The organism is Streptomyces sp. TSRI0107 (assembly GCF_001905845.1).
Classification (GTDB): Bacteria; Actinomycetota; Actinomycetes; order Streptomycetales; family Streptomycetaceae; genus Streptomyces.
The window spans coordinates 1-14313 of record NZ_LIVZ01000014.1; the positions used below are offsets into that span (position 1 = coordinate 1).

Here is a 14313-nt window from a genome sequence, read left to right on the forward strand (position 1 = left end):
ATGACGACGCACCACGAACAGACCAACGCGCCAACCACTTTGCGGACACGCCCTAGCGCCCGTGCCCGTGCCCGTGCTCGTGCACGTTGTTCGTCGCGGCGATCTTCTTCCACGACTTCGGCTGCGCGGGAGCCTTCGAGGTCCGCGCGATCGACGCGTCCCGCGCCGCCGACGCGCCCGGCTTCGACGGCTCGTACAGCCAGGTGTCGAACAGCGCCGCCAGCGGCTTGCCGGACACCTCCTCCGCGTACTGCCGGAAGTCGGCGACGCTCGCGTTGCCGTGGGCGTACCGCTGCGGCCAGCCCTTGAGGATCGCGAAGAAGTCCTCGTCGCCGATCTCGTTGCGCAGCGCCTGCAGCGCCAGGGCGCCCCGGTCGTAGACGGCGACGTGGAACTGGTTCTCCGGCCCCGGGTCACCGGGCTGGACCGCCCAGAAGGCGTCGTCGGCCGGGCGTGAGGCGTACACCCAGTCGGCGATCTCCTGCGCCGTCCCCTCGCCCTCGTGCTCGGACCACAGCCACTGCGCGTAGCGCGCGAAGCCCTCGTTGATCCAGATGTCCTTCCACTCGGCCACGGACACCGAGTCGCCGTACCACTGGTGGGCCAGCTCGTGCACCACCACGGAGGTGTTGGTGCCGTTCGCGAACTGCCGCGGGCTGTAGAACGGCCGGGTCTGCGTCTCCAGCGCGTACCCGGTGTCGGTGTTCGGCACGTACCCGCCGAGCGCGTTGTACGGGTACGGCCCGAAGTACCCGGTCAGCCAGTCGGCGATCTCCCCGGTCCGCTCGACGCTCGCCCGCGCGGCGCCGTAGTTGTCGCCGAGGTCCTTGCTGTAGGCGTTGACGACCGGGATGCCGCTCTCCGTCCTCCCGGTCGTGACGTCGAACCGGCCGACCGCGAGGGTGGCGAGATACGTCGCCTGCGGCTTGTTCGAGCGCCAGTTCCAGCGGGTCCAGCCGAGCCGCGAACTCGTCGACTGCAGGGTGCCGTTGGAGATGGCCTGGGTGCCGTCCGGCACCTGCACCGACACGTCGTAGGTGGCCTTGTCCAGCGGATGGTCGTTGCTGGGGAACCACCACCACGCCGCCTCCGGCTCGTTCGCCGCGACACCGCCGTCCGGGGTGCGGTGCCAGCTGGTGAAGCCGTACGCCTGCTTCGCCGACGGCACCCCGCTGTAGCGGACCACGACGGTGACGGCGCTGCCCTTGTCGAGGGGTGTCCTCGGGGTGATCTCCAGCTCGTGCTCGCCGGAGGTCCGGAACTTCGCGGCGGCGCCGTTGACCCGGACCTCACTCACGTCCAGCAGGAAGTCCAGGTTGAACCGGGACAGGTCCTGCGTGGTGCGGGCGAGCAGGGTCGCCGTGCCCTCCAGCCGGTCGGTGGCCGGCTGGTACTTCAGCCGGAGGTCGTAGTGCGAGACGTCGTAGCCGCCGTTGCCGTACGCCGGGTAGTAGGGGTCGCCGATGCCCGGAGCGCCGGGGGCGTGGCTCGCGGCCGATGCCGGGATCGCCAGCAGGAGGGAGGCCGCGGCCAGCGCGCCCGGAGCGGTCATTCTGCGGTGCACGTCAGCTCCAATTCCTAGGTGCGGAAAGTCTGTTCGGAGTCTGTTCGGAGCCTATTCAGTCCCTGTGGCCCCGGGCATGTCCACCGCCACCCCTGTCACACGATCGCCATTCGGCCGTCACGAGCGGCTCCGCCACACGGGCGAATTCCGGCCGCACACGCCCCTGGCCGGCACGTAAGCGACGCGTCACACTCATCGGACGACGCGCGACACTCATCGGACGACGCGTCACACGAATCGGATGATCCGTCACACGCCCCTTCTGCACGGCATTTCACCCCGGTAGCGTCCGCGGCATGCCGATACGCACGCGCTTCACGATCTGGAGACCGCTCGCGGCAGTGGCCACCGCCGCCCTGATGGCCGGCCTCCTCACCCCCATCACGGCTCAGGCCGCACCCCGCACGAGCCGGCCGGTCTACTCGTACGACGACGCCATCCGCGAGTCCGTCTGGGTCGACACCCGTTTTGACGGCGACGGCGACGGACGCACCGACCGGGTCGCCGTGGACATCGTCCGCCCCCGCGAGACCGACCGGCAGGGCCGCCGGATCCCCGTCATCATGGACGCCAGTCCGTACTACTCCTGCTGCGGGCGCGGCAACGAGAGCCAGAAGAAGACCTACGACGCGGCCGGGAACGTCGTCCGGATGCCGCTGTTCTACGACAACTACTTCGTTCCTCGCGGCTACGCCTTCGTCGGCGTCGACCTCGCCGGAACCAACCGCTCCGACGGCTGCGTGGACGTCGGCGGCCGCTCCGACATCCAGTCCGCGAAAGCCGTCGTCGACTGGCTCAACGGCCGCGGCAAGGCCTACACCACCCGCACCGGCACCACCCGCGCCAAGGCGACCTGGACCAACGGCCGGACCGGGATGATCGGCAAGAGCTACGACGGCACCATCGCCAACGGCGTGGCCGCCACCGGCGTCGAGGGCCTGGAGACCATCGTCCCGATCGGCGCCATCTCCTCCTGGTACGACTACTACTTCGCCAAGGGCGCCCCGCTGTTCGACTCCGGCCCCGACGGGCTGGCGGACCGCGTCGAGAGCCCCGAGGCCCGCGCCCGCTGCGCCGCCGTCCAGCAGCGCATCGCCGACGGCGCCCCGTGCACCGGCGACTGGACCCCGCTGTGGACCGAGCGCGACTACGTGCCCGACGCCGGCCGGGTGAAGGCCAGCGTCTTCGTCGTCCACGGCATGCAGGACCTCAACGTCCGCGCCAAGCACTTCGGCCAGTGGTGGGACGCGCTCGCGGAGAACGGCGTCGAGCGCAGGATCTGGCTCTCCCAGGCCGGCCACGTCGACCCCTTCGACTTCCGCCGCGCCGATTGGGTCGACACCCTGCACCGCTGGTTCGACCACGAACTCCTCGGCTACGACAACGGCATCGACGACGAGCCGATGGCCGAGATCGAACGCGCCCCCGACCAGTGGGTCACCTCGGAGGTCTGGCCGCCCCGCAGCACCCGGCCGACCACCCTCAGGCCCGCCGAGGGCACCCAGGACGGCGTCGGCACCCTCGGACTGCGCCCCGGCACCGGCACCGAGACCTTCACCGACGACCCCGCGCACGACGAGACCGACTGGGCGGCGCACATCCACCGGCCCACTCCCGACAAGGCGGGCTTCACCACCGGCCCGCTCACCCGCGACCTGCGGCTGTCCGGATCGTCGAAGGTGACCGTCACCGCGACCCCGACCACTTCCAGCGCTCACCTCAGCGCCGTCCTGGTGGACCTCGGCCCCGACACCATCCGCGACTACGCCGCCGAGGGCGAGGGCATCACCACCCTCACCGACCGCACCTGCTGGGGCGAGAGCACCAGCGGCGACAGCGCCTGCTTCAAGGAGACCGCGGCGGACACGGCCGACGTCGACTACACGATCGTCAGCCGCGGCTGGGCCGACCTCGGCAACCACTCCTCCGCCACCGGGGCCCCGCTCACGCCCGGAAAGCCGTACACGATCACCCTCGACCTGGCCGCGACCGACCACGTCGTCCCCCGGGGCCACCGGCTGGCGCTGATCGTCGCGGGCACCGACACGGACCTGATCGAGCCCCCGGCGAGCACACCGACGCTCACCCTCGACCTGTCCCGCACCTCGGCCCGCGTGCCGCTCGTCGGCGGCGCGCCCGCCTTCGCCCGCGCCACCGCCGGCACCACGACCGCCGGCACCACGACCGCGGTGCCCGAGGCCGCGCCGCTCGACGGCGTCCGCGACCCGGGCGCCGCACGCAGCGTCCCGTAGGGGGTGTCTCACCCGGAGGGGGCGCCGGCCAGTCCGGCGGCCTCCTCCGCACACCCCCAGGCCACGGTGACGCCGGCGCCGCCGTGGCCGTAGTTGTGCACCAGCACCCGTCCGTCCGGCAGCGACGTCCGCTCCAGCCGCACCGCCGGGCGGGCGGGCCGCAGCCCCACCCGGTGCTCCAGCACCCGCGCGCCGGCGATCTCCGGCCGCAGCGCCGCGCACCGCCGTACGATCGCCTCCGCCTCGGCCGGGTCCGGCTCCGGCGTCCAGACGTCGTCATCGGCGGTGCCGCCGAGCACCAGGCGGCCGGGCTGCGGGAAGAAGTAGGCCATCGTGCCGTCGGCGGCCGTGGACACCAGCCAGGTGCGGATGCCCGGGTTCTCCACCACGACCAGCTGCCCGCGCACCGGTCGCACCGACGGGTCGGGCACCAGGGTCCGGGCCCCCAGCCCCGTGCAGTTGACGACGACCGGCGCGTCCGCCTCGGCGAGCGCCGTCACCGCGCGCTCCTCCACGATCCCGCCCGCCGCCCGCAACCGCTCGCGCAACCAAGGCAGATGAACCGACATGTCGACGAGCGGCAGCCGCGCCCACAGCCCCGCCCCGGAGTACTCGTCGGCCGTGGCCGCCCGCAGCCCGGGCAGCCGCGCCGCGGCCCAGCCGGCCACCTCGTCCAGGGCCGTTTCGCCCAGTACCCCTTCGACCACGCGTACGCCGGTCACCACGGGGCGTCCGGCCAGCTCCTCGTACACCGTCAGCGAGCGCAGCGCCCAGGCGCGCGCCGAGCCGACCGGCCGGATCCGGTACGGCCACCACAGGGCCCCGGCAACCGCCGAGGTGGTCCGCTCGACGGGCTCCCGCGTCCACAGCCGGACCCGGTGCCCGCGCTCGGCGAGCACCACGGCCGTCGTCAGCCCGATGACACCGCCGCCCACCACGACCACGTCGTCCCTCACGTCACTGTCCACGCCGGGACCGTAGCGGAATGTGTCATGCCGCGCTCAGAACGCCGCCGGACTGGGGATACTCACAGCATGTCTGCCGCGTATGCGACCTTTGGCCTGGCACCGGCGATGCGCGCCGGAGGCGTCCTCGCGGACGGCGCGTACCAGGTGCACCGGGACTTCGTCGACTTCATCGTCGACGGACGCCCGCTGCTCTTCCAGCTCTCCGACCTGGACGCGGTCTCCCCGCTCGCCGCCGACGTGCCGCCCGCCATCTTCACCGCCCAGGTGCGCAGCCTGCTGCTGGACGCCGCCCCGCCGCTGCCCGGCGGACGGCAGGTGATCTACGGCTGCCCCGAGTGCGCCGACCTGGCCTGCGGCGCGGTCACCGCCGTCATAGAGCGGGACGGCGACGACTACGTCTGGCGGGACTTCGCCTGGCAGACGGAGGAGCGAGCCGACCTCGAACTCAACGGCTACCACGGCATAGGGCCGTTCCGGTTCCGCGGCGAGGAGTACCGCGCGGCGCTGCGCTCCCTGCTCGACGGCACCGACCCCGCCGCCGGCCGCCGCCGCGTGCTGCTCATCGGCGCCCGCGTCGCCCTGCTCGCCAAGCTCGCCGCGGCCCTGCGCACCATCGGCATCGGCGCGGACATCGCCCACGACGCCGACCACGTGCCCGCCGAGGAACTGCGCGGCTACGGCGCCGTCGCCTTCGGCCGCGCCGTCGGCCCGGACGAACGCGCCGCCGTGCGCGGCGCCTTCGAACGCGCCGGGGTCGACGTGGCCTACGTCGACGGCCTCGCCCCGATCGTCCCGCTGCTCGTCGCCCAGATCGAACACGCCCTCGACCGCAGCCCCGCGGAGCGGCGCCGCCTCACCCGGCTGGTCGCCGCCGACGGCGAGGCCGGCGTCGAGGTCACCTCCCCGTGCCGGGTCGTCCTCACCGCGTACCGCCTCGACCGCCTCTACCGCACCCACACCCGCGAACTCTTCGACGGCGTCCTCGAACCCGGCCGGCACCGCATCGCCCTGGACGCCAAGGCCGTCAAGGGCGATTCCTACGTGGTCGCGCGGACCGCGGGAAGCGTGCTGGTGGAGGCCATGGCCAAGTGAGCCCCGCCGGGCCCCGGCCCGCTCGGGGACGGTGGACGGGACGGTGGGAAACCGGCGCGACCGGTCCGCGGGGCGGCGGTTAGGATCGGCGGTCTGATGACTGCCACCCTCGTCGCCAAGAACCTCGCCGCCGGTCACGGCGACCGCTCGCTGTTCACCGGCCTCGACCTCGTCGTGGCCCCCGGGGACGTGATCGGTCTGGTCGGTGCCAACGGCGCCGGAAAGTCCACCCTGCTGCGCCTGCTCGCCGGGCTCGACCGCCCCGAGCAGGGCGAGCTGCGGCTCTCCCCGCCCACCGGGACCGTCGGCCATCTGCCGCAGGAGCCGGAGCGCCGGCCGGGGGAGACCGTCCGGGAGTTCCTGGCCCGCCGCACCGGCGTGGCCGCCGCCCAGCGCGCCATGGACGAGGCCACCGAGGGCCTGGTCGAGGGCCGGCCGGGCGCGGACGACGCCTACGCCGTGAGCCTGGAGCGCTGGCTCGGCCTCGGCGGCGCCGACCTCGACGAGCGCGCCGAGGAGGTCGCCGACTCCCTCGGCCTCGCGGTCGGCCTCGACCAGCCGATGACGACCCTGTCCGGCGGCCAGGCCGCCCGCGCGGGCCTCGCCTCCCTGCTGCTGTCCCGCTACGACGTCTTCCTCCTCGACGAGCCCACCAACGACCTTGACCTCGACGGCCTGGAACGCCTCGAGCGCTTCGTCTCCGGCCTGCGCGCCGGCACCGTCGTCGTCAGCCACGACCGCGAGTTCCTCACCCGAACCGTCACCAAGGTCCTCGAACTCGATTTGGCGCAGCGGCAGATCAACCTCTACGGCGGCGGCTACGAGGCCTACCTGGAGGAGCGCGAGACGGCCCGGCGGCACGCCCGCGAGGACTACGAGGAGTACGCCGACAAGAAGACCGCCCTCCAGGAACGGGCCCAGATCCAGCGCGCCTGGATGGACAAGGGCGTCAAGAACGCCCGGCGCAAGGCCGGCGACAACGACAAGATCGGCCGCAAGTACCGCAGCGAGGCCAGTGAGAAGCAGGCCGCGAAGGCCCGCCAGACGCAGCGCCTGATCGAGCGTCTGGAGGTGGTCGAGGAGCCTCGCAAGGAGTGGGAGCTGCGCATGGAGATCGCCTCCGCCCCGCGTTCCGGCGCGGTCGTGGCCACCCTCCGGGACGCCGAGGTGCGGCGCGGCGGCTTCCGGCTCGGCCCGGTCTCCCTGCAGGTCGACTGGGCGGACCGGGTCGCGGTCACCGGCGCCAACGGCGCGGGCAAGTCGACGCTGCTCGCCGCGCTGCTGGGCCGCGTCACCCTCGACGCCGGGCACGCCGCCCTCGGCTCCGGTGTGCTGGTCGGCGAGGTCGACCAGGCCCGCAAACTGTTCCACGGCCCGGAGACCCTGCTGGACGCGTTCGGCGCGGCGGTCCCGGGCACCGAGCCGGCCGAGGTGCGCACCCTGCTGGCCAAGTTCGGCCTGAAGGCGGACCACGTGCTGCGCCCCGCCGCGACCCTCTCGCCGGGCGAGCGCACCCGCGCCGCGCTCGCGCTCCTCCAGGGCCGGGGCGTCAACCTGCTCGTCCTCGACGAGCCGACGAACCACCTCGACCTGCCCGCCATCGAACAGCTGGAGTCGGCGCTCGACGCCTACACCGGCACCCTGCTGCTGGTCACCCACGACCGCCGCATGCTCGACGCGGTCCATGTGACCCGCCGCCTGGAGGTCGCGGACGGCAAGGTCACCGAGCGCTAGACGCCCCCTGGCCCGGCCCGCCGAGCCGTCTCGCCAGGTCCGGGTAGTCGACCACGAGCCCGTCCCGGTCGAAGCGGACGTCGCTGCGGAAGGTCCCGGAGGAGTAGCGGACCAGGCCCTCGGTGCCGAGCGGCGTGTACGTCTGCCGTGACGGGCGTACCGCCAGGTCCGGCACCGACACCCACGCCATCAGGAACTCCCGCTGCCCGCCCGCGCGGTGCAGCCCGTGGCGCAGGACCGGCATGGTGTTGGTCAGCGGGCACAGCCCGAGGTCGCAGTCGAGTGCGCCGTCGGTCTCGGGCAGCGGCCGCCCGTCGGCGGTCCAGCGGCCGTGGCCGTCGTGCCGCAGATCGAGGGTCCGGGTGCGATCGGCGGTCTCGGCGGTCACCGTCAGCCGCCGCGTCACGAATCCGTCGGCCGTCTGAAGCTCGTACGAGATCCAGTACGGCTCCGGCACCGTCCCGACGGCCCGGCCCCGGGCGCGCAGCGCGTCCCCGGTGAGCTCGGCCCAGGCGGTCTCGTAGCCCCGGCTGGCGGTGACCTCCCAGGTCAGTACCCGTGAAGTGGTCATTCCGCCAGCCTAGGGGAGGAGCCTCCCGGGGCCCGGACCCCGGCGCTCAGGCGTGCCGTGGTCCGGGCCCGCGTGTCTCAGCCCCGGCCGCTCTTCTTCGCATCGAGCAGGCCCGCGCGGCGCAGGGCGTCCGCCATCGCGCTGTTGGCCGGGGCCGGGGCCTGGCGTCCACCGCCGCCCCCGCCCCCGCGGCCCTGGCGCTGCTGCGGCGGGCGGCCGCCGCGCTGCTGACGGCGCTCGCCCGAGGGCTGCCCGCCCTGCGGGGCGGCCTCGTCGTCCAGCCGCAGCGTCAGCGAGATCCGCTTGCGCGGGATGTCGACGTCGAGCACCTTCACCTTGACGATGTCGCCAGGCTTCACCACGTCACGCGGGTCCTTGACGAACGTCCGCGACATCGCGGAGACGTGCACCAGGCCGTCCTGGTGCACGCCGACGTCGACGAACGCGCCGAACGCGGCCACGTTGGTGACGACACCCTCCAGGACCATCCCCGACGCGAGGTCGGAGATCTTCTCCACGCCCTCCTTGAAGGTGGCCGTCTTGAACGCGGGGCGCGGGTCGCGGCCCGGCTTCTCCAGCTCCTTGAGGATGTCGGAGACGGTCGGCAGACCGAACGTCTCATCGACGAAGTCCTGCGGCCGCAGCGAGCGCAGCACCCCCGTGTTGCCGATCAGCGCCGCCACGTCCTGGCCGGCGGTCTTCACCATGCGCCGCACCACGGGATACGCCTCGGGGTGCACGCTGGACGCGTCCAGCGGGTCGTCGCCGCCGCGGATCCGCAGGAAGCCCGCGCACTGCTCGTATGCCTTCGGACCCAGCCGGGGCACCTTCTTCAGCTGCGCCCGGGAGGTGAAGGGGCCGTTCTCGTCGCGGTGGGCCACGATGTTCTCGGCGAGCCCGGAGGAGATGCCGGAGACCCGGGCCAGCAGCGGCGCGGAGGCGGTGTTCACGTCCACTCCGACGCCGTTCACACAGTCCTCGACGACCGCGTCCAGCGAACGTGACAGCTTCACCTCGGACAGGTCGTGCTGGTACTGGCCGACGCCGATCGACTTCGGGTCGATCTTCACCAGCTCGGCCAGCGGGTCCTGGAGCCGGCGCGCGATCGACACGGCGCCGCGCAGCGACACGTCCATGTCGGGCAGCTCCTGCGAGGCGAACGCGGAGGCCGAGTACACGGAGGCGCCCGCCTCGGACACCATCACCTTGGTGAGCTTCAGCTCCGGGTGCTTGGTGATCAGTTCGCCGGCGAGCTTGTCCGTCTCGCGGGACGCGGTGCCGTTGCCGATGGCGACCAGCTCGACCGCGTGCTCCTTCGCCAGCCGGGCCAGCTTGGCGATCGCCTCGTCCCACCTGTTGGCCGGGACGTGCGGGTGGATGACGTCGGTGGCGACGACCTTGCCGGTGGCGTCGACCACGGCCACCTTCACACCCGTGCGGAAACCGGGGTCCAGGCCGAGCGTGGCGCGGGTGCCCGCCGGGGCGGCCAGCAGCAGGTCGCGCAGGTTGGCCGCGAACACCTTGACGGCCTCGTCCTCGGCGGCCGTGCGCAGCCGCAGCCGCAGGTCGATGCCGAGGTGGACCAGGACGCGGGTGCGCCACGCCCAGCGGACCGTGTCCGTCAGCCACTTGTCGGCGGGGCGGCCCCGGTCGGCGATGCCGAACCGGTGCGCGATCGTCCCCTCGTACGACGACGGCCCTTCCGTCGGCTCTTCCGGCTCCAGGACGAGGTCCAGGACCTCCTCCTTCTCGCCGCGCAGCATCGCCAGGACGCGGTGCGAGGGCAGCTCGGTGAACGGCTCCGCGAAGTCGAAGTAGTCGGCGAACTTCGCGCCCGCCTCCTCCTTGCCCTCGCGCACCTTCGCCGCGAGCCGCCCGCGCACCCACATGCGCTCGCGCAGCTCGCCGATCAGGTCGGCGTCCTCCGAGAACCGCTCGGTGAGGATCGCGCGGGCGCCGTCCAGCGCGGCCTGCGGGTCGGCGACGCCCTTGCCGGCGTCGACGAAGGCGGCCGCCGCGGCGAGCGGCTCGACCGTCGGGTCGCCGAGCAGCCCGTCCGCCAGCGGCTCCAGCCCCGCCTCGCGGGCGATCTGCGCCTTGGTGCGCCGCTTGGGCTTGTACGGCAGGTAGATGTCCTCCAGGCGCGCCTTGGTCTCCGCGCCGCGGATCCGCGCCTCGAGTTCCCCGGTGAGCTTGCCCTGCTCACGCACCGACTCGAGGATCGCGGTCCGCCGCTCCTCCAGTTCCCGCAGATAGCGCAGCCGCTCCTCGATCGTGCGCAGCTGCGCGTCGTCGAGCATCTCGGTCGCTTCCTTGCGGTAGCGGGCGATGAAGGGCACCGTCGAACCGCCGTCGAGCAGCTCCACGGCAGCCTTGACCTGCCGCTCCCGTACGCCGAGTTCCTCGGCGATCCTGCCTTCGATGGACCCAACTTCAATGGACCCGGGTGTCGTCACGATCCCGTACCGCCTTCTCCACTTCGGGTTGCGCGGCAATTGTGGCAGGTGACACCGGCAGTCGGGGATCAGGGCGGGTCCCGGGCGCGGCTGGTGTCACGCCCGGCGCGCGCCTCGCCCGCCGGACGCCGACGCTCCGCCGAAGAGCCGGGCCAGTGCCCGGAACGGGAGCGTCACCACCGTGGCTATGGCACCGCCGATCTGCCGCAGTACGTCCGCGATCGCTCGGAACACGTGCTTCTCCTTTCCTCGCTGTTGCTCGTCGGGCAGCCCTCGGGTACCTCACTCGCGCCCCGGCATGCATGGCAGGAAAGGTGGGTTGCCCGTCATTGCGGCCATCCGGCGGGGCCCGAAGAATCGACGGCATGGCGCAGCGAACCGTCCTCGTCGTCCTCTTCGACGACGTGCAGAGCCTCGACGTCACCGGGCCCGTGGAGGTCTTCACGGGCGCCGGGCTGCACACACCGGGGTCGTACGAGATCCGTACGGCCTCCCTGGACGGCGGCCCCGTGCGCACCTCCAGCGGACTGACCGTCGTACCCGACCGGGCCCTCGTCGATACCGCCGATCCGCACACCCTGGTGGTCCCCGGCGGGCGGGGCACCCGCGCGCCGGACCCGCGGCTGACCGCGTGGCTGCGCGAGCACGGGCCGCGCGCCGAGCGGCTGGTGTCGGTGTGCACGGGCGCGATTCTGCTGGCCGAGGCGGGGCTGCTGGACGGCCTGCGCGCCACCACCCATTGGGCGTACTGCGACAAGCTCGCCCGGGACCACCCGGCCGTCGAGGTGGACCCCGAGCCGATCTACGTGCGTGCCGGCCGTGTCGCCACCTCCGCCGGAGTCACCGCCGGCATCGATCTCGCGCTCGCGCTGGTCGAGGAGGACCTGGGCCGTGACGCCGCCCTCGCCGTCGCCCGGCACCTGGTGGTGTTCCTGCGCCGGCCGGGCAACCAGGCCCAGTTCAGCGCCCAGCTCGCCGCCCAGACGGCCCACCGGGAGCCGCTGCGGGACGTGCAGCAGTGGGTGACCGAGCACCCGGCCGCCGACCTCAGCGTGGACGCGCTCGCGGCCCGCGCCCGGCTGTCGCCCCGCCACTTCGCCCGCGCCTTCCGCGCGGAGACCGGCATGACCCCCGGCCGCTATGTCGACCGGGTCCGCCTGGAACACGCCCGCCGGCTGCTGGAGGACACCGCGGACGGCGTCGAGGAGATCTCCCGCGCCAGCGGCTACGGCACCCCCGAGGCGATGCGCCGCGCCTTCATCCGCGCGCTGGGCGCGTCCCCGGCGGAGTACCGCCGCCGCTTCCGCCCGGCCCCCGCCCCCTGAGGCCCCATCCACTTCCTCGCCGCCCAACGAGGCCCGCCCACGACGACGCCGGGCCACGCCCACCGAAAGGACCCCGATGCAGATCGCCATCGTCCTCTACGACCGCTTCACCGCCCTCGACGCCGTGGGACCGTACGAGACCCTCGGCCGCCTCCCCGACTCCGAGACCGTCTTCGTCGCCGAGCGGACCGGGCCCGTCCGCACCGACACCGGGAATCTCGCGCTGACCGCCGACAAGACCCTCGCCGAGGTGCCGCACCCCGACATCGTGGTCGTCCCGGGCGGCCCCGGGCAGACGCAGCAGATGGAGAACCGGGCCCTGCTGGACTGGCTGCGCGCCGCCGACGCGACCAGCACCTGGACGACGTCCGTGTGCACCGGCTCCCTGCTGCTGGCCGCCGCGGGCCTCCTGGAGGGGCGCCGGGCCACCTCCCACTGGCTGGCCCTGGACTTCCTCGGGGGCTTCGGCGCCGAGTCCACCGGCGAGCGGGTCGTCTTCGACGGCAAGTACGTCACCGCCGCGGGCGTCTCCTCCGGCATCGACATGGGCCTCGCCCTGCTGGGCCGCATCGCGGGCGACGAGCACGCCCAGGCCGTCCAGCTGCTGACCGAGTACGACCCGCAGCCGCCCTACGACGCCGGCGCCCCGCACAAGGCCCCCGCGCACCTCGTCGAGGAGTTCCGCGGCAAGAGCAGGTTCATCCTGACGTAGTCCACGTGAAGCGCGGCGACCGGCGCTCCAGGAACGCGGCGACGCCCTCGGCGGTGTCGCCGCTCTCGCGGGCCCGCGCGGTCCAGTGGTCGTCGCGGTCGGTGCGTCCGTCGGCGAACTCCTTGGCCGCCGCCTGCGTCAGCTGCGAGCGGGAGGCGAGGATCCGGGTGAACTCGGCGACCCGCTTGGCCAGCTCCCCCTCCGGCAGCACCTCGTCCACCAGGCCGGTCCGCAGCGCCCGCTCCGCCTCGATCAGCTCGCCCGAGAAGAGGAGGTACTTCGCGGCGGCGGGGCCCACCAGCGACACCAGCCGCCGGGTGGAGGACGCCGGGTAGACGATGCCGAGCTTCGCGGGCGTCACCCCGAACAGCGCGCCCTCCTCCGCGAACCGCAGGTCACAGGCCGCCGCGAGCTGGGACCCGCCGCCCACGCAGTGCCCGCGGATCGCCGCCAGCGTCGGCTTCGGGAACGCCGCCAGCGCCTCCTCGGCGGCCACGGCCAGCCCCTGGGCCTCCTCGGGCGAGCCCTGGAGGGTGGAGATGTCGGCGCCCGCGCAGAAGGTGCCGCCCTCGCCGGTCAGCACCAGCGCCCGTACCTCCGGGTCCGCGGCGAGCGTGTCGAGCAGCGGCGGCAGCGCCCGCCACATCGCGGCGGTCATGGCGTTGCGCTTGGCCGGGTGGTGGATGACGACGGTGGCGACCGAGTCGGCGACGTGGTGCAGCAGCTGGGGCTCCATGTGCCGGATGCTAGCCGCGCGGGGTGTGCGTGCGGTCGGCGAGGGGGTGGGGACCGGAGCGCGGGCGCCGACAAACCCGTACAACCCGAATAGTTCGCAAAGTCGGCAGAGCCGGGACAGGAGCAGTCCCACAACTGACCGTGTCATACGCCAACGGTCAGAAACGCTCGATAAGTGCTGACTTGTGTTCAGCTCTTCGCGCCGACGAGCTGGTTGCCAACACTCGACGTGTGGTGACAATCGAGCGCGAGGGTGGCGACCGGACGATGGCAGGCGGCGCAGAGGCACCCCTTGAGGCGAAGACGCCCGACCCCCTGCCGTACGAGGGCGTCTGGAGATTCACCGCCCCCGCCGTCGACGCGTCGGTGCCGCAGGCCCGGCACGCCGTGCGCGACCTGCTGATGCGCCAGGGCGTGCCGGTCTCGGACGACGTGGCCCAGGGGCTGCTGCTGATCGTCTCCGAGCTGGTCACGAACGCCGTCCGGCACGCGGCGCTGCTGTCGCCGATGCTCGCCGTCGAGGTGGCCGTCGGCGCCGAGTGGGTGCGGGTGTCCGTGGAGGACAACCACCCCTACCGCCCGACCGCCCTGGAGGCCGACCACGGGCAGACCGGCGGCCGCGGTCTCCTGCTGGTCCGGGAGATCACCCGCGAGGCGGGCGGAGTCTGCGACGTCGAGCACACCACGACCGGCGGCAAGGTCATCTGGGCCGCCCTGCCCCTCACTCTCACGCGGCCCGCCTGAACGTTCCGGCGCGGCCACCCCGCTCCGGGGCCCACCGCGCCGGCCACCCGGCCCCCCGGCCATTCGGCCGTCCGGGCTCCCTGCGGCCCCGCGCCCCGAAGGTCACCGAGCCACAGGCGGCCCCGCTCGTCTCACCGGTCCCTGTACGGGCCCGTCGTCT

12 protein-coding genes are annotated in these 14313 nt (G+C 73.3%); 6 read left to right on the forward strand and 6 right to left on the reverse strand.

Annotated features, from left to right (window positions below; translation table 11 throughout):
• Positions 1–52: 52 nt before the first annotated feature.
• A complete protein-coding gene (locus AMK31_RS32115; protein ID WP_198948613.1) occupies positions 53–1564 on the reverse strand; it encodes a M1 family metallopeptidase in 1512 nt (503 codons plus the stop codon).
• A 296-nt stretch (positions 1565–1860) separates the two neighbouring features.
• Here AMK31_RS32115 and AMK31_RS32120 point away from each other — a divergent pair, with 296 nt between their 5' ends.
• Positions 1861–3816 carry a Xaa-Pro dipeptidyl-peptidase gene (locus AMK31_RS32120; RefSeq protein WP_073944241.1) on the forward strand — a complete coding sequence of 652 codons (1956 nt, stop codon included), beginning with the start codon at positions 1861–1863 and terminating at the stop codon, positions 3814–3816.
• Between the two features lie 8 nt (positions 3817–3824).
• On the opposite strand, the gene AMK31_RS32125 is transcribed toward AMK31_RS32120, so the two are convergent.
• A complete protein-coding gene (locus AMK31_RS32125) occupies positions 3825–4784 on the reverse strand; it encodes an FAD-dependent oxidoreductase (RefSeq protein WP_073944242.1) in 960 nt (319 codons plus the stop codon).
• Positions 4785–4850: 66 nt separating this feature from the next.
• Between AMK31_RS32125 and AMK31_RS32130 the strand changes: the two genes are divergently transcribed.
• Together AMK31_RS32130 and AMK31_RS32135 are read left to right on the forward strand one after the other, a co-directional pair.
• Positions 4851–5876, forward strand: coding sequence for an oxidoreductase (locus tag AMK31_RS32130; protein ID WP_073944243.1), 1026 nt, complete (start codon positions 4851–4853; stop codon positions 5874–5876).
• 96 nt (positions 5877–5972) lie between these two features.
• Complete coding sequence (locus AMK31_RS32135) at positions 5973–7610, forward strand: ABC-F family ATP-binding cassette domain-containing protein (RefSeq protein ID WP_073944244.1); 1638 nt, start codon at positions 5973–5975, stop codon at positions 7608–7610.
• Here the strand turns inward: AMK31_RS32135 and AMK31_RS32140 are convergent.
• From AMK31_RS32140 to AMK31_RS41140, 3 genes are all read right to left on the reverse strand, one after another.
• The gene (locus AMK31_RS32140; RefSeq protein ID WP_073944245.1) at positions 7597–8181 is read right to left on the reverse strand and encodes a putative glycolipid-binding domain-containing protein; all 585 of its coding nucleotides are present in this window, start codon (positions 8179–8181) and stop codon (positions 7597–7599) included. The genes AMK31_RS32135 and AMK31_RS32140 overlap by 14 nt on opposite strands.
• Positions 8182–8258: 77 nt before the next feature.
• On the reverse strand, positions 8259–10637 hold the full coding sequence (locus AMK31_RS32145) for a Tex family protein (protein WP_073944246.1): 2379 nt from the start codon (positions 10635–10637) through the stop codon (positions 8259–8261).
• A gap of 96 nt (positions 10638–10733) precedes the next feature.
• Positions 10734–10871, reverse strand: a complete 138-nt coding sequence (locus AMK31_RS41140; RefSeq protein WP_198948614.1) for an LPFR motif small protein — start codon at positions 10869–10871, stop codon at positions 10734–10736.
• Between the two features lie 131 nt (positions 10872–11002).
• On the opposite strand from AMK31_RS41140, the gene AMK31_RS32150 reads away from it, so the two are divergent.
• Together AMK31_RS32150 and AMK31_RS32155 are read left to right on the forward strand one after the other, a co-directional pair.
• Positions 11003–11962, forward strand: coding sequence for a GlxA family transcriptional regulator (locus AMK31_RS32150; protein ID WP_073944247.1), 960 nt, complete (start codon positions 11003–11005; stop codon positions 11960–11962).
• Positions 11963–12038: 76 nt separating this feature from the next.
• Positions 12039–12674: a DJ-1/PfpI family protein gene (locus AMK31_RS32155; protein WP_073944248.1), complete on the forward strand. Its 636-nt coding sequence runs from the start codon at positions 12039–12041 to the stop codon at positions 12672–12674.
• Here the strand turns inward: AMK31_RS32155 and AMK31_RS32160 are convergent.
• Positions 12661–13410, reverse strand: coding sequence for an enoyl-CoA hydratase/isomerase family protein (locus AMK31_RS32160; protein ID WP_073944249.1), 750 nt, complete (start codon positions 13408–13410; stop codon positions 12661–12663). The two genes, AMK31_RS32155 and AMK31_RS32160, sit on opposite strands and share 14 nt — an antisense overlap.
• 266 nt (positions 13411–13676) lie before the next feature.
• Between AMK31_RS32160 and AMK31_RS32165 the strand changes: the two genes are divergently transcribed.
• Positions 13677–14153 (forward strand): ATP-binding protein, encoded by a 477-nt coding sequence (locus tag AMK31_RS32165; RefSeq protein WP_241842794.1) that lies wholly within the window; start codon positions 13677–13679, stop codon positions 14151–14153.
• Positions 14154–14313 lie beyond the last annotated feature (160 nt).